Below are 21,717 nucleotides of genomic sequence, written 5' to 3'. Positions count from 1 at the left end.
GTTAGTTAGCGTGGCAGCATGTGCCATACTGCTTCTTCATCGCCAAGGTCCAGCACCATGTATGCCTTTGCGGGATCAAAGTCATGTGGCACCTTGAAGACAAGCACGCCCTCATATGCTTCTTTTCTGTTCAGATTCATCTTATAATAGGGATATCCTATCGGTTCGATATAGGTCGTTGTATCCAGTGTCCGGCCGACGTAGGGGGAAGGAGTGATGCTTGTGTATTCCTCTCCGTTGTAAAAGATGCTGAAATCATCTGTGTCCGGGGTAGTTATGCGTGAGGATCCGGTTCCCCGGTATCCCAAATGGTGGAATTCTACGACAGGGAAGATATACTTGTATCCATATCCTGCAACATTCCTCTCTACATTGTCGCCCTGCTTAAGGACGTAGGTATCTGTGCTGCTGAATGAACTCAGTTTTGCAGAGATGTCGTTTCTTTTGTAGGTGTCCTGATACTCGAAATTTTCATAAATATATTTTGCATTGGGGAATACATCTGTACTGGGCATTTCAAAGAGTTCTGTTTCAATGGTCTCTATATCAAGTGCTTCGAGTGCATCGTTATTCTTTGAAAATCCTTGCTGAATATAGGTGTTGCCTGTTTTGATGGGTTCAATTTCGGTAAATAATGAACCATACCAGAAATAAGAACCTGCATATCGGTAATTTCTCATTCCTTCCAGGAAATTTTTTGCCACATCAGTGTATTCCGGGGAGATTGGAAGCTGTTTTATTTCGTCTTCTATCTCTGCTGCTCTGATCATCATATTATTTGAGGTGTCTGCCATGCTGCGGAAATCAGAGTTGATTGAATCGTCGGATATTTTCTGGATATAATTCTGAATTTCAATACTGTATCTGCCGAAAAGCTCTTTTAGATCATTTTTGGATAGGTAGAGGTTGTATTCAGTGACTGCACTCACGGGTGTCGCTGCATCGGAAAACATGCCCTCGTTTCTCTGAGTTTCCGGGAGGGCAGTATCAATATTTTCGTAGGGCACAATGCCTTCGGATGAATCAATGGTCACAGTGGACCATGCAGACATCGGAAGATAGTTGTCCTCAGTCCAGTCACTGCTGATAGTCCCGGCATCCTGCGCAGTAAGGGTGACCTGAAACCGTGGGGCTTTCTCTGCGAACATGTAGGATACTGTCACATATCCGGTATCTGATCCGGCAGTGCTGCCATAAATGGAATGGGTAATGAGTGAGGCGTCAGTCAGGTGGCCCCAGTATGTTTCATCGATATTGCTGGGCGAACTGTTGTAGACAATCGACACTTTCACTCCTTTCTCCCGGCCAAGATAAGCTGGTTCTGCAAAGTCAGGGTCTGTGAGCAAATCAAATGTGTCAACTTTATAGGTTTCCATTCCTTTTCCGGCTCCGGAAAACTGTTCTGCTGCCTGAAGAAATGAACCAAGTACAGTCTCCTCATATTCTGAGGAATTTCCGTTCCCATTTGAGTTAACTACTCCCTCCACTTTAGGGATCCGTTTTATATCTTCTTCTGATATTTCGACTTCTGCAGGCCGGGTCAGGTTAGAGATGAGGTATGCAATTGGTTCGCCTGCCTCGGGAGTTTCTGTAGTATGGGATGTATTATTAAAAAGTGCAATTCCGATTTTACCTTCACTTGCAAGTCCTAAAAAAAGGAAAATTGCAATAACTGCAAATATCAGGATGAATGTTTTTATTTTATGATGTTCCATTCGCTTCATTCCTCGTATATAGTATCTATGATTTATAGTGTCTGGAATTTCTTAGGATAGTATTGGAAAAATAAATATATAGTGATGATGTTTTTGCTTAAGGGAACCGAGGTATTTTTGCCCCAATCGTTCAAACATTATCAGGATATGATACCGGAAAAGTCAGTTGAAGAAATCATAGCAGACCTGCTCTCAGACGATGGTGTCCTCAGGCAGTCGGCTGAATCCTCTCTGAAGGATTTGCCTGCTGAAATAGTGCTTCCGGAAATCTCTGTTCTTCTGCGTTCTCCCGATAAATCCATAAGAAAACGTGGCATGGAATTATTTTGTTGTATTGGTTGCGATGCAGTCCCTTCTCTTGCGGTATTGATGAATGATGATGAATGGATTGTCCGTTACCGTGCTGTAGAAGCCCTGGGTATCATCGGCGGCGATGTGGCACATAGTCTTCTTGTAGAAGCCCTTCAGGACAGCAGGGATCACGTGAGATACATGGCAGCAAAGGGACTGGGCCTTTCATCAGGGATCGAAGCTGCTGATGCTGTGGCTGTTCTCCTTGATGATGAGAATGAGTTTGTTCGTGCATCATCCGCCCGTGCCCTTGGGCAGATGAATCTTATGGCATATGCACCACTCATTGAGGGTGCTCTGCAACGTGAAAATTATGAAAAGACCCGTGCTGTGATGTTAGAAGCCCTGATAAATCTTGGCAGGGACAGATAGGGGTTGCATGAATCCTGATACACCTTACCGTCGTGGATGGACTCTTGCAGGCCTTGTTGTCCTCATATTATGTTTGCCAGTATCGGTCTATGTTATTGGTTCGATGTTGGGTGCGGGGGTGCAGTTTCCGCTCTTCCGGTATCAGGAGACCTATATGGGTGCAAATGTGATCACAATTTTCCGTGACCTCCAGTACGTGCTGGAGGGAACTATTACCGGCAGAAGTGCACTGATGCCGGTATTATGGGTGGCAGGGGTTGTTTCCGGAATTGCAGGAATTGTTTCTGTTGCCATTCCGTCCCGGATGCAGCGCATGTATTCTCCCCGCAGGGGTGGAATCTGCATCATGGGGTCAGGACTCCTCTATCTTTTAGCTCTCATTGCACAGTATGGGCCATCGTTTTCATCAAGTGGGGGGTTTGCTATCCCTGTCGGTGTCCCCGTGCTTTTCGTGGCCGGCTGGCTGGTATGGTCAGACTCCCTATTCCGGTTTGATGAAACAGATGAATCTGTTCCTGAGGAATCTCAGGACAATTCGTCATAAAACAGTTTTTCAAGACCGGCTTTTCCGGAATATGCGGTGCAGTCAAGAGTGATGGGGGTGATTGAAATGCGTCCTTCATGGATTGCATGTACATCAGTACCATCCTCCGCATCTGAGCAGAGGGGCCCGTTGATCCAGTAATATGGACGACCTCTGGGATCGGCGCGTTCTTCTACACCGGTGAAGAAGAGTTTCTCTGCGAGATGGGTGATCTCATATCCCCCTTTTACTTCTGCCGGGATATTGACGTTGACAACATCTGTGCTCTGGGGGAATCCGTCTTTTAACAACCGCTTGCAGATGTCTATGATCGCCGTCTTTGACGTGCCAAAATTCTCATCGGAATAGCGTGGGTCATCAAATTTCTTACCCTGATCTTCCACTTCAAGAGAGAACGCAATGGATGGCACTCCCTGGTTGGATGCCTCCAGTGCGGCCCCGACAGTACCTGATGTCATGATGGATTCAAATGAGAGGTTTTCACCGATATTGATGCCACTTACAACAAGGTCAGGTTTCAGATTTAGTGAGTAGATACCGATTATAACAGAATCGGTTGGTTTCCCACCGACAGAGTAGGCTTCGGTGTTGTGCATCGGAATTTTTGTGACCCTGATTGGTTCAAATATTGATATGGAGCGTCCCACAGCACTCTGTTGTGTAGAAGGGGCGACGACTGTCACATCTGCAAAAGGGGTGAGTGCATCATAGGCTGCCCACAGCCCTTCTGATGTGACGCCGTCATCGTTTGTGAGGAGTATTTTAGGTCTCATTTGTCTGGATGAAGATGGTGTGTCATGGCTACAAAAAAAGTTCGATCGGCACTCTCATAATTTCCGGAGGTGTATAATAGTACACAATGCTGGCACTTCTTGCAGAATATACTGTATTTCACAATCCTGCACTTGCGCCGGAAGGAAATGCAATGCTCTCTGTCTTAAAAGAGAGTTTCCTCCGGTCAGGATATGATGTGATAACCCCGGAGTCCGGGGATTTTGAAGCAGAACTCAGGCGCCTCTCTCCCCTCGCTGATGTGGGTCTTGTTATTGCACCGGACCATCTGCTGGGAAGATATTCAAAGATTCTTGAAGACAACTGCCATTCAATCGGGTGTGGAAGTCTCAACTGCGCTCTCTGTTCAAAAAAACCGCATGCAGGAGCAATTCTTGCTGCACAGGGAATTGCTGTGCCAAAGGAGATATCAGAAGGTATCCGGGTAATTAAAGAAAAGCAGGGGGCAGGAGCACAGAATATGCGTATTGCAGATGAAGAACCCGGTCCCGGTGAGTTTGGGCAGGAGTTCATTGAAGGCGAACATATGAGTGTAAGCCTTGTCATCAGCCGGTATGTAGGGAATGCCTGTTCATACTACAGCGGGCGTCCACCACTGGTGCTATCCCTGAATCGTCAGTTCATTCGGTTTGATGATGGTCTGGTGACGTTTGAGGGTGGTGAGATTGGCATATCCCATCCACGCAGAGATGAGATTGTTGCAACCGCTATCAAAGCGGCCACGATTCTTGGCTGTCAGGGGTATGTCGGCGTTGATGTGATTGTCAGCGATGATGTCTATGTTGTGGATGTCAATCCACGACCTACTTCCAGTCTTACTGGTATTGCTGCGGTGATGGATGAGGAGATCGCTGAGATTCTTGTTGCTGCATCGAAAGGGGACATACCTGAATCTGTCCATCTCAGGGGACAGGCACGCTATGACAAGGATGGGACGGTGACGGTGCTGTGATAGGAATTGACGTCGGAGGTGCAAACCTGAAGATTGTGGACGGGGATGATATCATCATTCACTACTGTCCCCTCTGGAAAGAATCATCTTTAACAAAATATCTGAAGCCATATGCCGGGAGAAAAGCTGCGGTGGTGATGAGTGGGGAACTTGCAGATGGCTTCTCCTCCAAGGAAGCAGGCATTGCTTATATTGTCAATGCTGTCAGAGCGGCCATTCCTGATTCACTGTTCTATGGGACGGATGGGGAATTTCATACCGAACCCTGTATGTGTCTTGCAGCAGCCAACTGGCTTGCTTCAGCGGATTTTCTCTGCAGCGAGTTCGCGGATTCAGTCTTTGTTGACATGGGAAGTACCACAACAGATATCATACCCCTCTCTTCATTTGACCGCCTCTCTTCTCTGCGTGACCTTGATCGGTTGCAGCGGGGAATGCTGGTTTATACCGGCCTTCTGCGTGCACCGGTGGCATCACTGTTGCGGGAGGTATACCTTGACCAGGGGGCCACACGAACGCTGATTGCGAATGAACTGTTTGCCATCAGTGCCGATGTCCATCTTGTGCTGGGACATATCAGGAAGGGAGAATATGCCGTGCCCACACCGGATGGTGCAGGCGTCATGATCACGGAATCCCTGCAACGTCTTGCACGGATGGTCTGTTCAGACCTTTCAGAGATTGGAGAAGAAAATGCGTGTGCGGTGGCTGCTGCATTCTGGGATGAACAACGGAGATGTATTGAAGAGGAGATCCTGCGGGTCTCCGGCAGCGAAACAATGCCTGACCTGATCTGCGCAGGAATTGGGTCAGCACTCCTGGCAGAGACCTTCGGCGGTAGGAACCTCTCAGATATCTATGGGACAAAGACAGATGCCTTCCCTGCGTTTGCTGTCCGTGAGGTGGCGAAACGAAACGGAGAAATCTAAGCCTTATTCTTTTTATAGGCTCTTTGGCAGTTACTCTGGGTTGTTATCTGGCAGGGTACCCGTTCTTCTTATTTTTCCTGTTTATTCCGCTGATTCCGTTTGCTGCCGCCTCCCATCGTGTGAAGAAATGCCCGTGCTGCGGGTGGGAGACCACTGGCAATGAAGTGTTCTGCCCCTGGGATGGTGCTGCTCTCGTTTCCTCTGAATGATTGTTCATTCATGTTAAGAATGGAAATGGGAATTGGCACACCATACATTTCAATCACATCTGGCAATGGAAATGAACGCTGCGCGTAGTTTCTGAGTGTTCCTCTGTCGACCACAATCTCAAGAGCTGCAAGAATTCGTGCGGCATGATGATAGGGGTGCTTTTCAATCAGGGCATTGCAGAGGTCAACGATGGGTATCCCCAATCGTGTATCCGGATAAAATGGGGATTCTGCATAACAGAGACGTCCACATTGTTCGCAGTGATATCTTTTAACAAATACATATACCGTCTTTTTCCCGCTGTTGTCTCTGACTGTTGCAAATCGTTTTCGGCGTATGTCATGCCCTTTTACCGGTCCGCCACAGTATGGACAGGCATCAAGATTGGTAAATGTGATGCCGTCAACTGAAATAATTGCTGAAGAGACGAGATCTCTGAGCATTGAAGGTATCTGAACTGTGCGCATCGTACATTTTCTCCTGCCGGATAATTGTCTGTAAATATTTCTTAAGTGTATGCATTCTCTTTTTTGTCTCCCAATTCTTCTTTCACTTTATGCATGCACTATCCTCCTCTTTTCCGTACAGGGGAATGGGTGAATTTTTGTGTCTGGTTTATTATGCATTAGAAAAAGAGGAATAAGCAGGTTAGCAGATGTCAAGACGTGCAGTGGATGCCCTGTTTCAGGCGCTGTATCTTCTCACAGATATTCGGTTTATTCTGCGGGAGACAGCACCTGTCCACGAACTCGATGATGAACAGAAGGTTCGTGCCGGAAAAGCGATTGAAAAACTAAAAAAACAGGTGACCATTCTTGAGGAGGAACTGAGCTGATGAAATGCACCGCTGATATCGATACCCGTGATGTGGAGGAGCTCTACATAAATATTGATCCCATCCAGGCAGGCGGTCGTTTGACCGTTGATGCCCAGAAGGCGGCACTTGCCTATTCAGACGGATATTCGGTATGCGACAACTGTCGGAAACCGTTCCGTCTGGATTATATCAATAAACCCCCGATTGCAGATTTTCACCATGACTGTGCGGAGTGGCTGAACATGGATGCAGTCCGGCTGGTTCCCGGTGCCCGGCGTGGATTTCAGGCAGTGGCAAGTTCAATTGTTGAGAAGGGAGACCCTGTCCTTGTGACAGCCCTTTCCCATTACACGGAATTTGTCTCTCTGGAGCAGGCGGGTGCTGACATTCACGAGATCCCGAAGGATGAATGCAATCATATTACTGCCGATAACGCTGCGGCACGGATTGAGGATGTCACCCGTGAGGCGGGAAAGACGCCGTCCATTCTCTTTGTGGAACATGTGGATTACCAGTATGGCAATATCCATGAGATTGCAGGAATAGCAAAGGTGGCCCACCAGTATGACATCCCGGTTCTTTTGAATGGTGCATACAGTGTTGGCATCATGCCGGTGGATGGTAAGGCACTTGGTGTGGACTTTGTCATCGGTTCAGGACATAAGAGCATGGCTGCTCCTGCCCCATCAGGGCTTGTTGCGACAACAGATGAGTATGCTGACATTGTCTTCCGGACAACTCAGGCGAAAGGGGATATCACCGGCCGCACATTCGGCATCAAGGAAGTGGAGATGATGGGATGCACGCTGATGGGTGTGACGGTAGTTGGCCTTATGGCATCATTCCCGGCGGTAAAGGAGCGGGTGCTTCACTGGGACCGTGAAGTGAAAAACAGCAACACCGTAGTGGATGCACTCTGTGCCATTGAGGGTACCCAAGTGGAAAGTGACATGCCACGTGAGCACACGCTTACGAGAATCAATACGATTGATTCGTTTGACAAAGTGGCTGAAACTCATAAAAAGAGGGGTTACTTCCTTTCACAGAGCCTTAAAAAGAAAGGTGTCATAGGAGTTATACCCGGATCAACACGTGTCTGGAAATTTAATACCTACGGCCTGACTGACGCACAGATTGATCATGTCTGCCAGTCATTTCAGGAGATTGCCCGGGAAAACGGGCTTAATGTTTCCTGATCGAGTGCCTTGAATTATTCCTTATTTTTGGGGGGTTTACCCTCTAAATAAAACGTATTTTTGTTTCTGTTCTTTTTTATGGGTTGTTTTCTGTTTGCCATTTCTGAATTGGTCAATTACGTGAGTTTTTCCCTGAAATATTCAAATTTGTTACGATTCATAAGAGTGTGGGAGGATGTGCCCCCACCCTGCAGGCTCTCCCTCAAGTTTGATGATTCACAGATGGGATGGAAAGTTTGTCCCTCCTGTCCTACTTATTTTGGAGGATTTTGTGAGTATTGTAATTGTGTTCCACGCGATGTAAAGGAGGATATCGGAGACATTTGCCGGAACAATTCAGCAAAGATCCCTTTTTGTTTTTTCTGGTAGGGTTTTATGCGCTTACTCCGGGCAGAAAACATAAATGAAACGGAAAACAGATGCTGAAAAATGAAACCGGAATTGAGCTGTTATGCTGTTTTAAAAAGATGGTATTTAGGAATTCAGTATTCTGAATTTTTGATCTTCATTCTGTAATTAATAGTGTCTGACTTTTACTGAGGCGGATATTCAATGATTTCTCCATTGCGTGCCTCGACAATGGTAGCGTTGGCCAGAGCATTTGTTAGCAATTCATCGAGTGCAATGTGTGATTCGTCAATGCGTATCGCTTCAGAATCTGCTGCAATGGAGGGATGTTTTGGAACAATGGTGCACCCGAGATCACCGGCATTGTCACGGAAGGTTCCGATCATCCGGGCGCGGAGGATTATTTCTTCCTTGTCATAGGTCAGAAGGGGGCGGAGGATGGGTGTCGCCTGATTTGCCACTTCCTGTACCACTCCAAGGTTTGCAAGAGTCTGTGTTGCCACCTGACCGATATTGTCGCCCATCGCAATGGCAGCGATATTCTCCTGCCTGGCAAATTCTGTGGCCAACCGGAGCATGAACCGTTTACAGAGGATACAACGGGTTCTGAGGATGTCAGAACCAAGAAGTGCATCATAGAATGGCTCAAGGGGAATTACTGTCATCTGAACGTTTTTTCCCGGGCACCAGGTGGAGATGGTGGCCAGATTCTTATCTACGGTACTGCGGACGTCTGCACCGGCATGCCGGCCACCATCGCAGTGGAGAAATACGGGAACACATCCGCGGCGCATCATCATCCATGTAGCAACCGGGGAGTCAATTCCTGCAGAGAGGAGAGATAGGAACTTGCCCTGTGTGCCGAGAGGAAGGCCCCCCGGTCCGGGTATCTGGCTGTCATAGACGATTCCTCCAAATACCCGGGCCTCCGCAAAGATCTCATAGTCAGGTGATGTCAGGTCGACGTGGATGCCGGGACACCGATCAATGATTCGTGCGCCCGTTGAGGCCCCCAGTTCCCGGCTGGTAAACCCTTTCATGCCGGACCTTTTTGCACGAACCGCAAATGACATGCCGGGAGTAAGTTTTTCCGCTGCAAGCCGGGCAGCTGTTTCTTCGATTATGTCCCGGTCCGGCGGTGTCATAACGCACCTGCTCACTCCGACAATGCCAAAGACCCGTGATGCAGCCCGTGCAATCTTCTCCGGATCATCTCCTGTTATGATTATTCTCTCCCTGTGCGGTTTAATTGAACATTCCAGCCCTTCTGCTTTGACCGCTGCAGCCAAATTGTTTGTCAGGATATTGATATAATATTTCATGACAGATTCGCTCTTCAAAAAAAGCTCACCATATCGTACCATCACAGCCTCGTGTGTTTCCATATTTTCTTCCATTATGTTTCATCTCTTTCGGCTGTCCGCAGGCCGGCAATAACCGGAGATACATTGGTACCAACGGGCAAAGTAGATTGTTACCTCAGGCAGGGTAAAAAAAGGGCAACGCGAAAACACTAATAGCGCAGATATACAATTGAGTACTTACTATGGCGAAAAAGAAGGATAAAGTGGAACCACAGTCAGTCCTGTATTATTTTTATACACAGGAACGGTGGGATAACTGGATTAAGACACTTGAGGAGATGAGTTTTGAGTATGACGAAGATTCAGAGGATATGCCGGAAGGACTGCAGTCACTCAATAATTTCACTGAAGATATCAATGTATCCGTCCTGAAAATAATCAAACTCTTCCTTCTTGGTAATTATAGCGGAGAGGCTGCCAAAAGGAAGATTGAGGAAGTTGAGGAGATCGTCATGGGACCGCTGCCTGAAAGTGACCTCGCTGATATCGTCTCTGGTGTTCAGATGCGCTTTTTAGTACTCTTTGCCGGATGCAAGGCAGTCATCGACGGCACTGCCACAGGTGTGGTAAAAGATCTCATAAAATACGGCAGAACACTGGGGGAAGACCAGGCAGAAGAAGCCCTCAAAACTGCAGCGAATGTTTGTGCGCTTGTCATCCAGGGCGGGTCGTGCTGTGGTAAATATCTCCGGGGGGAGATGGATGATCCGACGCTCTTTGATGACTGGTTGATTGAGGTGGATGATATCGGGAATGGACTCAAATCACTCAAAAACTTTGAAGAACAGTTTGGAGAAGGCATTTGATCGCCGCGAAGGCCAGATTCAGGAACGCAAAAAAACTCCAGAGGATAGCAGGATACCGTGTGCCTGAATTTGCCTTTAACGGGGCATTCATGGATATCCTTGTATCATCTCTGGACTATGATTCCCTTGACCGTATACTGCGGTCACAGATAATTCAATTTTACAAAGATTTTCTTGAATGCAAATGCAAGGAATCACCCCAGTGCGGATGCCCTGAGAGAAAATTTGCCATGAAAATTCTTGAACTCCGCAGCCTTGGACTTGACCACCGGCATATCAGTGAAATACTGATGGATGATTATGGGGTGGAAATTTACCCTGCTGATATTCTGAGTTTCCTGGAAGATAGTGTGCATACCCTTGAAGCGATACGTGATGTGGCACGGATTGAGGGGAAAGAAAAACTTCTGCAGAAAACAGTCGATTCGATACGTGAGATTGAAGGAAAATAATATTTATTTTCTCATTGTTGTGTCGTAATTCCGGATACTATCCATTTTTAATGGTATTTATTATTTTCTTGGTTCTTCGCTGTTCCATGTGTGTGGCAAAATATGCGCTAAATCAATTTTTACGTATTTCATTGTAGTTTCCATTCCTTTGTAATTCCATTTACTCATGTTTCTGATGAAGAGCAGGGGAGGGGGTGCCCCTCTCTGTAACCATTCCCCGGGTGTGATGGTTCACATAGGAGAGGTGGGCAGTTTTTCCCTTCTGTTCCATTTTTCCGTGGGGTTTTGTGCGTGCTGAAAATGTGTTCACACCAATTGAAAATGAGAATTTCTGAAACATTGACCCATGCGATTCAGCGAAGAGCCTTTTTCCTGTTCACGTTTCGCGAAAGGTATTTGTGGGAATATTCTACTGTCAGGATTATTGTGTTTTCACCCAAAAAAAAGGAAATATATGGTCTCTTCTGAAAGAAACGAATCCTAAAATGAGAGATACGAAAAAATGAACCGAAAATGTCAAGAGAGGGAATTCAGATGGAAAGTACTGCTTCCGTGATGAGGGTGGCAGACTGCCTCAGAATTTATTTCATCTCCTGAAAAATCAAATTAAGAAGACAGAGGTGGTGACCTAGAGTATCCCCATCTCGCTCAGACGGGTAGGGAGATACTCTTTGGTGACATAGTCCAGTCCCCTGCTTGCAAAGGCCTGCTGTTCTGATTTCAGACCTATCTCAAGCTGAAGCCTGATCTGGTGTCTCCAGTATTCGGTGTCAAACCGTGGGTCGGTAAGAATTGCTTTCAGGGCCGCCGTATCACCCTCTGTGAGCGTATCTGACGGCAGGTTATAATCACTGATATCACTTGGCTGGACACCGATGAAGCGGGCCGCCGGTGTGACAAGTATGTCTGACATATGCGCTGCCTTGATTGAACCATAGGCGATGCTTGCAAAGATGCGGTATGACCAGGGGTCACCATCGGTGAAGATGACTACCGGAATGCCCAGTTCATTGTTCATCCGTTTGAGCATGCGGCGGGTAGAACGTGCCGGTTGTCCCTTGAGATGAAGAAGGATGGCATTATGTTCTTCATCAAATCCGTTCTCCATTAAACGGGCATACATACCACCAGTCTCCATTGCAATAATGAAGGACGCGTCGTGGTCGAGAAACTTGATATTCTCAACATTTGAAGGGATGGGATATCCCGCTTCCCCCACATTCTCCTGACAGTGGATATCACGGTTCCCCCTCTTGGTCTGTTCACGGAGGTGGAGTGGCCCGTAGATGGACGCTCCATCCTCTTCCGGGCGCAGATGGAAAGCTTCCCGGGAGAGTTTGGTGACGATTTCAAGGTCTTCGACCAGCATATTACTCTCATCCTGTGCTGCAAACTTTGCCCGTTTCCAGCCTTCTGAGATGTAGTACATCTCCCTGAGCGTTGATGACCGGGATTCGTTGAGTTGTTGTTTTAAAAATCCGACGACATACGCCATCTTCAGGATATGCAGTGCGCTCTTTGCGGAATTTGCCGTCCGTGTTGTTCCTTTGCTGCCGTACTTCCAGACTTCGGTCTTTGCATCGTACTCGATGTTTGCCTTTGTTCGTGTGGGGAGGGTGATTGAGGGTACCTGCCCTCCTGCCATCTGCCCATACCAGTCTGCAGCGATGGATACCAGCCGTTCCTGTGTTACCTTGTCTTTCTCAGTATATGCCATCGAGATCCACCACCACTTTCATCTTCTCATCCACACCGCGGATATCAATAGTCCCTCTCCCTTTTCCGGGATATGTGGCCTTCCATGCGGACTCCGGTTCAATTGTTATTCGCCAGACTGCATTGAATTCACTCCCGATGACATCGATGAAATCTGGTTTTGGTACTGCTTCTTCCTGATTGTCTTCAGAGAGGCTGTAGACCATCACCTCTATTGGTTTTCGCGTGTAGTTTGTGACAGAGACTCCTACCATCCCATCTTCCGTTTTTTTCTTTGCCACTACCCTGCGCATGATCTGTCCTTCAATCGGCGATATGTCGGGGGGAGGGAGTTCAACAATTTCTGCGACCTTCGTTGCAATATCCGGAATGATGGAGCAGACTGCACGGGCACGGTCTTCTGCGAGTTTATTGCGGTCCCGTTTGTTGATGAAGTTCTTCAGTTCCCTTCCCAGATCCTGAAGTGCGAGTGTTATTTCCTTTTCAATTTCAGGGATGGCTGCGATTGCATCTTTTGATTCAGATGTGAAAGGCACATTTGTCGAGGCCACATGGACCAGCAGAAGGATGGGCCCGATCGGGAGGGACTGCTGGGAGATGTTGTACGACCGCCAGTTAATTCCTGCAATGGCATTCGTGACTGCACAGGCCCCCTGCTGATAGAGCAGCGGAACCCGGTTTGCAAACCTCAGGAGGAGTGCCTGTCCTTCCTGATCCAGTTTGCCGCCGTAGCCAATGGCTGCTTCTACAATGAACGGGTGACCGGAGAAGACCTGTGCCTTTCTGGTCCGTGCCTTCACAAAGTCCAGTTCAAATTCCTTTTCCAGTCCCTGCACGATCATCTCCTCGGTTATCGGAGAGAGGCAGAGAGATGCGGGAGGTGGAGGTACATCCACTTCCTGCATGGCCGCAAGAAGTGTCTTGAGGTGTTCTGATGAGAGGCCTTTTGCCTTCCGTGTACCCTTAATGCCGGCTATCTTCAGCATCTGGTCTGCACTCTTCAGACCCACACGGGAAAATCCTGTTATGAGGAATTCATGCACATTGTCTTTTGAAATGGCAGCCATCCGTTTTAGGGTGCCGAATTCAATTCCGTACGGATGCGGGGCAATTGCCTGTGGTGATACGATGATCTCGTCACTGACCCGTTCGAATGAATGCCATTCACCGTCGATATCAGCCTGTATCCGCGCATGCGGATTTACCACTGCTGTATATTTCAGGTAATCAATGAGCCGTCGTTTGGCAGCAAGCGAGCCGGTGAATTCAAGCTCAATTCGTGTGCCGTGTGTCCGGTCCCAGTTATATTCCTCCTTTCTGATGATTTCCGGTTCGTTTTTTTCTGTCCTGATCATCAGGTCAAAAAGATAGGCCGGTTTGTCTGCGCCTGTCCGTGAGATGACGCGTGCGGGGACCCCCGTTGTCAATTGAGCGAAGAGGACTGCTGCTGATATTCCAATGCCCTGCTGCCCCCTGCTCTGGCGTATCTGATGAAATCGGGATCCATAGAGGAGTTTTCCAAATACATATGGGACATTGTCCGGGACAATGCCCGGCCCGTTATCCTCTACGGCTATCCGGATTGTCTCTTTCGTGAGTTTTGTGATGGATACCCAGATGTCTGGAAGTACTTCTGCCTCTTCACAGGCGTCCAGGGAGTTGTCTATCGCCTCTTTGATGGTGGTGATGATGCCACGGGTCGGTGAATCAAATCCCAGCAGGTGTTTGTTTTTTTCGAAGAATTCTGCAACACTGATGCTCTTCTGCTGTGATGCCAGTTTCTCGGCTATTGCCACTCCTGGCTCACCCCATGTAGTGCCTCTGCAACACTGCACTCTTTCTGGGTTCCCGTTTTCATGTTTCTGAGGGTTACGGTGCCACTCTGCATCTCCCGGTCACCGGCAAGAACAGCATAGCGGGCAGTCTTTGCGGCATGTTTCATCTGTGCGCCGATGCCACGGGAGAGCAGGTTAATCTCTGTTCTGAATCCTGTGTCCCTGAACTTTCGTGAGAGAGAGAAGGCATACTCACGTGCTTCAGGGGTATAGAGCACTGCAACAACGGTTTCATCAGGGACTGGCACATCACCGAGGGAAACCATCACCCGGTCAAATCCTATGCCAAATCCGCATGAACCAACGTCGTCGCCGCCGAAGAGGTGGGCGAGGCGGTATGCGCCTCCGCCGATGATCTGGTTTTCTGCCCCGAGATTTTCTGCAAATCCTTCAAAGACCATGCCGGTATAGTAATCCAGCCCGCGGACGATGCCATAGTTCTGGCGGAACACGGTGCCTTCGTTCTCCAGCACATTGACCATTGATTCAATCCGTTCCTGTTCGGGAATAGGACCGGTAATTGCAAAGACATCGTCTGTTGTGTCAGCTTCAAGCAGCCCTTTTAATGAGGACTCCAGGTCTTCCAGGTGCCATGAATCGAGGGTTTCTTCCAGTCCTTCCATGTTCTTCTTATCAAGAAGGGCCATGATAGTCCTCTTTCGGTCTTCGGGTAAATCCCGGAGGATGGCCCGCATTGGGGAGAGATGGCCGACATGGAGATCATAGGTGACGCCTGCTGCACGCAGAATGTCATCTGCGAGGAGAATTGCCTCAGCATCCCCTTCTGGTGTGTCGGCACCGATGAGTTCTGCACCAAACTGCCAGAACTGGCGGTATCTCCCTTTCTGGGGGCGTTCATAGCGGTAACAGTCGGAGAGGTAACACCAGCGAAGGGGTTTTGCTAGCACCTTTGCTTCATTCACATACATCCGAAGGACGGCAGCGGTGCCTTCCGGACGCAGTGCCAGTGCCCGTCCGCCTTTATCTTCGAAGGTGTACATTTCTTTGATGATTCCTTCTCCTGAACGGATGGTATAGAGCTCCTGTGTCTCAAATGTGGGTGTGCACACTTCACGGTACCCCCATTGCCGTGCTGCCTTTCGCATCTTCATCTCGGTATTCCGGCGGAATTCCATCTCGTCGGGAAGAAAGTCCCGTGTGCCTCGTGGTCGCTGTATCATGTATTTTTATCTCCTTTTTTGGGGTTTATTTCCCTGGATATTTTTATTGGGACTGTTCCCAGTAACCGATCTGTTGCGGTGGTACCAGGGCCAAAGAGTTTTTTCCGCTCCACTCTTCCCTGCAGGTATAATGCAATGAGTACAATGCCCATTCCAAGAAATTCAGCCTGTTGGTATGCAAAATAGATCCCCATCGAAGCAAATGCGGTGAAGAGTACCCCCATATATGCAGCCTTTCGATACGTCTGGTCGCCAGTTCGGTAAAAAATCCGTGCATCACGCAGCCAGAGGAATGCCACCCCGATGACTCCGAAGATGGTTACATAGAGAAGGTATGTTGATGCCATGCAATACGTAGTTATTTCACGTATACCAATATGATAATTATCAGCCATGAATCCGCATCCGACACTCAGGGATGTTCTGAACGCATACAAATCCGGGGATGTTTCTCTCAGCGATGCTGAAGAGGAGATCCAGGGCTTTCAGATCGAAGCACTTGGAGAAATTGCACGGATTGATACCGGTCGTACAGTGCGGTGTGGAATTCCTGAAGTTGTATTGGGGGAAGGAAAGGACCGCGCCCACCTGATTGAGATTATTCTTATGATGGTCAGGAAGACCGGGAGATGCATTGCAACCCGGGTGCCGGAAGATGTCAGTGATGAAATCAGGAATGTTGCAGCAGAGGAGGGATTTTCCTGTGATTACCATCCTGCCGCACGGGCACTGGTGGCATACCGCCTTCCGGCGCCGGCTCTCCATGGTGGAGTGGTCGGTATTCTCACTGCAGGCACGTCTGACATTCGGGTGGCAGAAGAGGCGCGGATCATCGCAGAGGAAATGGGATGCCGGGTAATAACGGCATATGATGTCGGTGCTGCCGGCATCCACCGCCTCTTTCCTGCACTCAGACAGATGCAGGGCGCTGATGCTTATATTGTCGCTGCAGGGAGAGAAGGGACACTGCCTGCTGTTGTTGCAGGGCTTGTCAGCCGTCCGGTGATAGGGGTTCCGGTATCCACCGGGTATGGGTATATGGGCCAGGGAGAAGCTGCCCTTGGCAGTATGCTTCAGTCATGTTCGGTGATTGCTGTCGTCAATATTGATGCCGGGTTTACTGCGGGCGCATTTGCCGCACAGATTGCACGGGGTGCACAGAATGGAGAAGATTAGGGGTTTTTACATAGGCCGTTTCCAGCCATACCACTATGGCCACGAGTCTGTCATAAAACACATCGCTGAAGAGGTGGATGAGATTGTGATTGGCATCGGCAGTGCCCAGCTGAGTCATTCTCCCAATAATCCGTTTACTGCTGGTGAACGGGTGCTGATGGTCACCCATGCGCTGGAGGAGTCTGTGTCTCTGCCGTTTTATGTAATACCTATTGAGGACATTCAGCGAAATGCGCTTTGGGTCTCACATGCGCGGTCTATCTCTCCTCCCTTTAATGAGGTGTATTCTTCAAATCCACTGGTTGTCCGTCTCTTTCGTGAATCCGGGACGGAAGTCATCTCCCCGGAGATGTATGAACGGGAGAATTACAGTGGGACAGAGATCCGCAGGCGTATGCTTGCAGGGGAAGACTGGCAATCCCTTGTTCCGCCGGTGGTAGCGGGGGTCATCAATGAAACCGATGGTGTCAGACGGTTGCATGATGTGTCGGGAAGTGACTAACCGGTATCTGGGCATATGCGGAATAAAAGAGAGATGCTGAAACGATTTTTACAGGGATGAATATGGGTTTTTTTGACAAATTATTGAAGCGCAGTCCGGAAACGAAAGAGATTGAACTTGCATTTCCGTATATTCCTGCATGGATATTGGAAAAAGAACATGGTATTCATGATGAGGCAGACAGCGCAGTCCGGGAATCGCGCCCCCGTGTCTGTGCCGCACTTCAGGAGATGCAGGGAACAGTTGATGAACTGAAAGATGCAAAACCCGATGAGAATGTTCCTCTCCATCCCAAACTGCTCCGGGTGGTTGAACAGGGCGTGCCCCGTTATGCTGCGGCAATGGAGAAAACGCTCTCTCTGTCTGTTTCTGATGTTCCTGGTGAATATTATGATGACTGTGTTGAACTCATCTCACAGATTGCAAAGAATACCAAAGGGCCGGGCCGCTATATTGGAAATGTGTTTCCCGCGCCGCTGAAGGAGATACGCATCCAGACTGATGTTATCGGACGTGAAATCAATGCGCTCTCGGGTGTTCTTACCAAAACGCGGGAACAGTCCGGGTGGGTAGATGAGGCGACTGAAGCGCATACTCTCATATCAGAAAAGAAGAATCAGTTAGCAGAAGTTCAGGATCTGGCTGTACATCTGGCAGAGAAAAACGATGCAATGACGGCAGAACTTTCCACCCTGGGACGTGATCTTCAGGCATATGGTGAAGGAGCTGAATCTGTGGAGTATGATGAACTCATGGCACAGATGAGAATCAGTGAGGGAAAATTCCGTGAAGCGGATGTGGATTATAAACGGATTATCTCCCGTTCTGCGAATGTATTCAGAAAGGCGGTTCATGCCTGTGAACTTTCCGGGGATAAAGAGACGATTGAACTTCTGAATATTGTCCGAAATGGGCTGGAGTCTCAGGATTATGTAGAACAGGTGCAGGGACTTGCTGCCTATCCGTCACTATTTCCCCGACTTGCCCGGATTATCCGTGAAAATGATGGACTTATAAAAAACAAGGATGAAATGTCCCTTTTCTCTGAACAGGATGCTTTTATTGTTCCATTGACCGATGCCATTGCACGGATAGAGGAACTGGATGTGGAGAACCGACGGGTGGCAGATGACCTGAAGAATCTTCCGTTTGTTGGAAAAAAAGAGTCAATGGAAAAGAAAATCCAGATGCTGAATGAACAGATTGCCGCGAATGCTGCTCAGATCAATGATATTCGGGATGTCATCGATGGAATTCGTGCCTCAGCTCCTGGGATGGTGGAAAATCTCAGGCAAACTCTTGATCATCTGGCAGGTGAGGGTGTGCATGTCAGCCTTATTCAGATACCTGAATTTACCTGAATGCCACGATAAACGGGAGACCGGTTTTGGCCGGTGAATGGGATATGAAATCCATTGATCTGACGAAAGGCCCAATTTCCCGCTCCCTTATTATTATCGCGGCACCCCTTGTTGCCGGCAATATCCTTCAGGGTATGGTAGAGGTTGTCGACCTCTTTTTTGTCGGACGGCTCAGCCCAGCGGCAATTGGGGGTGTGGGCCTTTCAATTTCAGTTATCTTTGTTCTGATGACCCTTATTATCGGACTGTCCGGAGGGACGACAGCTTTTGTCTCCCGTTATTATGGAGAGGGAAATTATCCGTATGCCGGTCGTGTTCTGATTCAGGCACTCATTCTCGGTCTTATCTTTTCTCTGATGATCTCTGTTGTGGGCACGCTCTTTGCAACAGATCTGCTGGAGTTGTTCGGGGCACCGGAAGAGGTTGTCATTGAGGGGGCAGCATATCTTAGGGTGCTCTCCCTCGGGATTGTGACGCTTGTTGAATTCTGGATTGTCTCGGCCTTCTTCCAGAGTATTGGTGACACAAAAACACCTCTTCTCATCATTCTGGTCATCAATCTGCTCAACATCGTCCTTAATCCAGTCCTTATATTTGGGATTGGTATTGCACCGGCGATGGGTGTTTCCGGTGCTGCAGCGGCAACGGTCATTACCCGGGCTGTAGGGCTTGGTATTGGAGTGATGTTGCTAGGCCCTCTGAACAGGCAGATGGAGTTCACCCGGCAGGCAGAAGCTGATGTCTGTCTTATGCGTCGAATCCTGCGGGTAGCTGTTCCGAATATGGTTCAGTCGGGAGTGCGGAGTGTGTCCTATCTCATAATGTACATCATCATTGTTTCATATGGCACGCTTGCCCTCTCGGCGTTTGGCATCGTCAGCAGGATAGAGATGCTTGCGCTCATGCCGGGGTTTGGGATAGCAACTGCAGCGGCGGTGATGGTTGGGCAGAATCTTGGTGCAGGAGATCCGGATCGTTCTGAAGCGTCTGCATGGAAGGCACTGGAGTTGTATGCCGGTTTCATGGCAGTAATCACGGTTTTATTCCTGATGTTTGGTGCCAGAATCACTGAATTCTTTGACCCGAGTGGTCTGTCGAATCCGTATGCAATCTCTTATTTCTTAGTTATATCACCTTTTTACGTGCTGATAGCCATCGCGATCGTCCTTTCGTTTGCCCTGAACGGTGCAGGTGATACCAGAAAACCGATGTATGCAACGTTACTCTCCTATCTTCTGGTTCAGGTGCCACTTGCGCTGATTATCCCGGATCTCACAGGAACAGGGATTGTGGGAGTCTGGTATGCAATGGCGATTGGTATTCTCGTTCAGACCGTTGCACTCTATCTGATGTTTCGGTCCGGAAAATGGAGAAATATTAAAATTTAGGATATTTGGTTGTCAGAGGGAGCTAAAACTGATGTCGCCGATATCATCGGCAATCCCGGCCACTTCCTGCGCCCCGAATGCTGTCATCACCGATGTGATGTCGATGTCGATTGCTGCCTCGCACATATAATCGATGATATCGATGGAGAGTTCACGTTTCTGTTTGGATTTTTTAATCTGATCCACAAGGAATGTTATTCTCTCAGGCGGTTCCATCCGGAGTTTTGCCGTACTGACAACGCACATGAAGATTCGTGTCATATTCCGGTCAGGGCCGGTGATCGTCTCAAAGAAATTTCTGATCACCTGAGCCTGAAATATCTCTCCGCCCATAATTAACAGAACATTTTTGTTAATGGTTTATATTTCTTGTGGATGTCTGGGCGTGAACCATATGCTTCAGGCACGGTTTGGTCGGGAAATCACACGGTGATTATCATAAAAAAAAAGAAATTGTCTATTTGGTTGAGACGATCTTGATAACGTCGCCTGTCTGCAATTCATGGGTTTCTTTGATTCTCATCTTTGTCTTTGCGTCAACCGCATACAGGAATCTGTCCCCGATATCGGAGTGAACCTGGTAGGCAAGGTCGTGGGGTGTTGAGCCGCGCTTCATGAGGAAAGCATCCGGGAGCACTCTGCCCTTTCCGTCACAGAACTTGTTCTCATCTTCCACCGGGTAGACAACGATCATATCCAGGAGATCAAAGACAGAGCCATTGATTGCCTGCTGAACACCGGTTCCACCGAGTACGTCCATTACACCCTGAATTGCCATCAGGCCTTTCTTCTGGGCATCACTGAGGTTTGACCCGGGTGGAATTTCAAAGGTGGGATCTCCAGGCAGATATGTGATGAATTTACCCTCAGCTGCCTTTCGCAGTGCAAGTTCACTAGCTGCTGAAGCAAATGAGATGCCGGTATCTTTCAGCTGGCTGCGCATCTCTTCTGATGTGAGGTCTGCTTTGTTTGCAACCACTACCATTGGTTTGCTCAGGGGCACGAGAATGGAACAGAATTTAATTAGTTCTTCCTTGGTGCATACTTTCAGATCAATCTCTGCATTGCGTTCAGCATCGCGGATGTTTTCATAGGATATTTTAAGGCCGGCCAGTGCCTCAGTCACAGCTTCAAGGATGTCAAAATTCCGCTGCTGTGTTGAACGCTGCAACTTTGACCAGTTCTTATCGAGAATTCCGTAAACCCACATCGACATTTCGTATTCGATGAATCCGATGTCCTCATTTGGATCGTGAGATCCTAAATCGACAGGGTTCCCTTCACTGTCTGTTCCGCCGCTGCCGTCAATGATGTGGATGATGGCATCTGCATCCTTCAGGTGATCCAGAAACTGGTTTCCCAGTCCCTTTCCCTCGTGGGCATCAGGCACCAGTCCTGCAACATCAATCATTCCAACCGGGATGAATCGGACACCGTTTGAACAATAGTCACACTGCACACCGAGTTCCTGGCACGCACATGGGACACGCAGGTAGGCAACGCCGGTATTTGCATCAATCGTGGTAAACGGATAATTTGCAATTTCGACAGGCGCGAGTGTGGATGCGGTAAAAAACGTTGATTTTCCACAGTTAGGTTTTCCTGCAATAGCAATTTTCAGCATTAATTTCTCCTCACTTCTTCAATATTGATTCATATCTCAGGCAATTTTGGTGCCTATGCATATGGTATCTGATTGTAGTACCAGTG

At 48.3% G+C, this 21,717-nt stretch carries 22 protein-coding genes; 12 read left to right on the top strand and 10 right to left on the bottom strand.

All coding sequences use genetic code 11. The features are described 5' to 3' along the window. Nucleotides 1-5: 5 nt before the first annotated feature. Nucleotides 6-1,724, bottom strand: coding sequence for a hypothetical protein (locus L0665_RS03025; protein WP_274924230.1), 1,719 nt, complete (start codon nt 1,722-1,724; stop codon nt 6-8). Nucleotides 1,725-1,862: 138 nt separating this feature from the next. Here L0665_RS03025 and L0665_RS03020 point away from each other — a divergent pair, with 138 nt between their 5' ends. Both L0665_RS03020 and L0665_RS03015 read left to right on the top strand, forming a co-directional pair. After that, entirely contained in the window at nt 1,863-2,438 is a 576-nt protein-coding gene (locus L0665_RS03020; RefSeq protein WP_274924229.1) for a HEAT repeat domain-containing protein, read from the top strand. A gap of 7 nt (nt 2,439-2,445) precedes the next feature. Beyond that, nucleotides 2,446-2,982 carry a hypothetical protein gene (locus L0665_RS03015; RefSeq protein WP_274924228.1) on the top strand — a complete coding sequence of 179 codons (537 nt, stop codon included), beginning with the start codon at nt 2,446-2,448 and terminating at the stop codon, nt 2,980-2,982. Here the strand turns inward: L0665_RS03015 and surE are convergent. Further along, nucleotides 2,964-3,755, bottom strand: a complete 792-nt coding sequence (surE, locus tag L0665_RS03010; protein ID WP_274924227.1) for a 5'/3'-nucleotidase SurE — start codon at nt 3,753-3,755, stop codon at nt 2,964-2,966. The two genes, L0665_RS03015 and surE, sit on opposite strands and share 19 nt — an antisense overlap. Nucleotides 3,756-3,841: 86 nt before the next feature. Between surE and L0665_RS03005 the strand changes: the two genes are divergently transcribed. Both L0665_RS03005 and L0665_RS03000 read left to right on the top strand, forming a co-directional pair. Then, entirely contained in the window at nt 3,842-4,726 is an 885-nt protein-coding gene (locus L0665_RS03005; protein WP_274924226.1) for an ATP-grasp domain-containing protein, read from the top strand. Then, nucleotides 4,723-5,655, top strand: coding sequence for a hydantoinase/oxoprolinase family protein (locus tag L0665_RS03000; RefSeq protein WP_274924225.1), 933 nt, complete (start codon nt 4,723-4,725; stop codon nt 5,653-5,655). Before L0665_RS03005 ends, L0665_RS03000 begins: the two co-directional genes overlap by 4 nt. A gap of 68 nt (nt 5,656-5,723) precedes the next feature. Here L0665_RS03000 and L0665_RS02995 read toward each other — a convergent pair whose 3' ends face one another. After that, nucleotides 5,724-6,332 (bottom strand): hypothetical protein, encoded by a 609-nt coding sequence (locus tag L0665_RS02995; RefSeq protein WP_274924224.1) that lies wholly within the window; start codon nt 6,330-6,332, stop codon nt 5,724-5,726. A gap of 188 nt (nt 6,333-6,520) precedes the next feature. Here L0665_RS02995 and L0665_RS02990 point away from each other — a divergent pair, with 188 nt between their 5' ends. Both L0665_RS02990 and pscS read left to right on the top strand, forming a co-directional pair. Next, the gene (locus tag L0665_RS02990) at nt 6,521-6,700 is read left to right on the top strand and encodes a hypothetical protein (RefSeq protein ID WP_274924223.1); all 180 of its coding nucleotides are present in this window, start codon (nt 6,521-6,523) and stop codon (nt 6,698-6,700) included. After that, complete coding sequence (gene pscS / locus L0665_RS02985; protein WP_274924222.1) at nt 6,700-7,878, top strand: O-phospho-L-seryl-tRNA:Cys-tRNA synthase; 1,179 nt, start codon at nt 6,700-6,702, stop codon at nt 7,876-7,878. The genes L0665_RS02990 and pscS overlap by 1 nt, the downstream gene beginning before the upstream one ends. A gap of 533 nt (nt 7,879-8,411) precedes the next feature. Here pscS and L0665_RS02980 read toward each other — a convergent pair. Continuing rightward, nucleotides 8,412-9,611: a tRNA sulfurtransferase gene (locus L0665_RS02980; protein ID WP_274924221.1), complete on the bottom strand. Its 1,200-nt coding sequence runs from the start codon at nt 9,609-9,611 to the stop codon at nt 8,412-8,414. Between the two features lie 161 nt (nt 9,612-9,772). Here L0665_RS02980 and L0665_RS02975 point away from each other — a divergent pair, with 161 nt between their 5' ends. Together L0665_RS02975 and L0665_RS02970 are read left to right on the top strand one after the other, a co-directional pair. Continuing rightward, entirely contained in the window at nt 9,773-10,396 is a 624-nt protein-coding gene (locus tag L0665_RS02975) for a DUF2150 family protein (RefSeq protein ID WP_274924220.1), read from the top strand. Continuing rightward, entirely contained in the window at nt 10,393-10,848 is a 456-nt protein-coding gene (locus L0665_RS02970) for a DUF5814 domain-containing protein (protein WP_274924219.1), read from the top strand. Before L0665_RS02975 ends, L0665_RS02970 begins: the two co-directional genes overlap by 4 nt. Before the next feature lie 628 nt (nt 10,849-11,476). Here L0665_RS02970 and L0665_RS02965 read toward each other — a convergent pair. Genes L0665_RS02965 through L0665_RS02950 form a run of 4 tightly spaced genes read right to left on the bottom strand, consistent with a single transcriptional unit; the run spans nt 11,477 to nt 15,927 of the window. Continuing rightward, nucleotides 11,477-12,565, bottom strand: a complete 1,089-nt coding sequence (locus L0665_RS02965; protein ID WP_274924218.1) for a DNA topoisomerase IV subunit A — start codon at nt 12,563-12,565, stop codon at nt 11,477-11,479. Continuing rightward, nucleotides 12,552-14,360: a DNA topoisomerase VI subunit B gene (locus L0665_RS02960; protein WP_274924217.1), complete on the bottom strand. Its 1,809-nt coding sequence runs from the start codon at nt 14,358-14,360 to the stop codon at nt 12,552-12,554. Before L0665_RS02960 ends, L0665_RS02965 begins: the two co-directional genes overlap by 14 nt. Then, nucleotides 14,351-15,580, bottom strand: coding sequence for a histidine--tRNA ligase (gene hisS / locus L0665_RS02955; RefSeq protein ID WP_274924216.1), 1,230 nt, complete (start codon nt 15,578-15,580; stop codon nt 14,351-14,353). Before hisS ends, L0665_RS02960 begins: the two co-directional genes overlap by 10 nt. Beyond that, a complete protein-coding gene (locus L0665_RS02950) occupies nt 15,577-15,927 on the bottom strand; it encodes an ABC transporter permease (protein ID WP_274924215.1) in 351 nt (116 codons plus the stop codon). The genes hisS and L0665_RS02950 overlap by 4 nt, the downstream gene beginning before the upstream one ends. 46 nt (nt 15,928-15,973) lie before the next feature. On the opposite strand from L0665_RS02950, the gene larB reads away from it, so the two are divergent. From larB to L0665_RS02930, 4 genes are all read left to right on the top strand, one after another. Continuing rightward, a complete protein-coding gene (gene larB / locus L0665_RS02945) occupies nt 15,974-16,756 on the top strand; it encodes a nickel pincer cofactor biosynthesis protein LarB (RefSeq protein ID WP_274924214.1) in 783 nt (260 codons plus the stop codon). Then, nucleotides 16,743-17,258, top strand: coding sequence for a nicotinamide-nucleotide adenylyltransferase (locus tag L0665_RS02940; protein ID WP_274924213.1), 516 nt, complete (start codon nt 16,743-16,745; stop codon nt 17,256-17,258). The genes larB and L0665_RS02940 overlap by 14 nt, the downstream gene beginning before the upstream one ends. 62 nt (nt 17,259-17,320) lie before the next feature. Beyond that, a complete protein-coding gene (locus L0665_RS02935; RefSeq protein ID WP_274924212.1) occupies nt 17,321-18,619 on the top strand; it encodes a hypothetical protein in 1,299 nt (432 codons plus the stop codon). A 44-nt stretch (nt 18,620-18,663) separates the two neighbouring features. Continuing rightward, nucleotides 18,664-20,007 carry an MATE family efflux transporter gene (locus L0665_RS02930; protein WP_274924211.1) on the top strand — a complete coding sequence of 448 codons (1,344 nt, stop codon included), beginning with the start codon at nt 18,664-18,666 and terminating at the stop codon, nt 20,005-20,007. A 12-nt stretch (nt 20,008-20,019) separates the two neighbouring features. Here L0665_RS02930 and L0665_RS02925 read toward each other — a convergent pair whose 3' ends face one another. Together L0665_RS02925 and L0665_RS02920 are read right to left on the bottom strand one after the other, a co-directional pair. Further along, nucleotides 20,020-20,340 (bottom strand): hypothetical protein, encoded by a 321-nt coding sequence (locus L0665_RS02925; RefSeq protein WP_274924210.1) that lies wholly within the window; start codon nt 20,338-20,340, stop codon nt 20,020-20,022. A gap of 124 nt (nt 20,341-20,464) precedes the next feature. Further along, nucleotides 20,465-21,631, bottom strand: coding sequence for a redox-regulated ATPase YchF (locus tag L0665_RS02920; RefSeq protein WP_274924209.1), 1,167 nt, complete (start codon nt 21,629-21,631; stop codon nt 20,465-20,467). Between the last annotated feature and the right edge of the window lie 86 nt (nt 21,632-21,717).

The sequence above is a fragment of the Methanogenium marinum genome (genome assembly GCF_028912405.1).
Lineage (GTDB): Archaea > Halobacteriota > Methanomicrobia > Methanomicrobiales > Methanomicrobiaceae > Methanogenium > Methanogenium marinum.
This window is presented reverse-complemented; position numbering and strand designations above follow the sequence as displayed.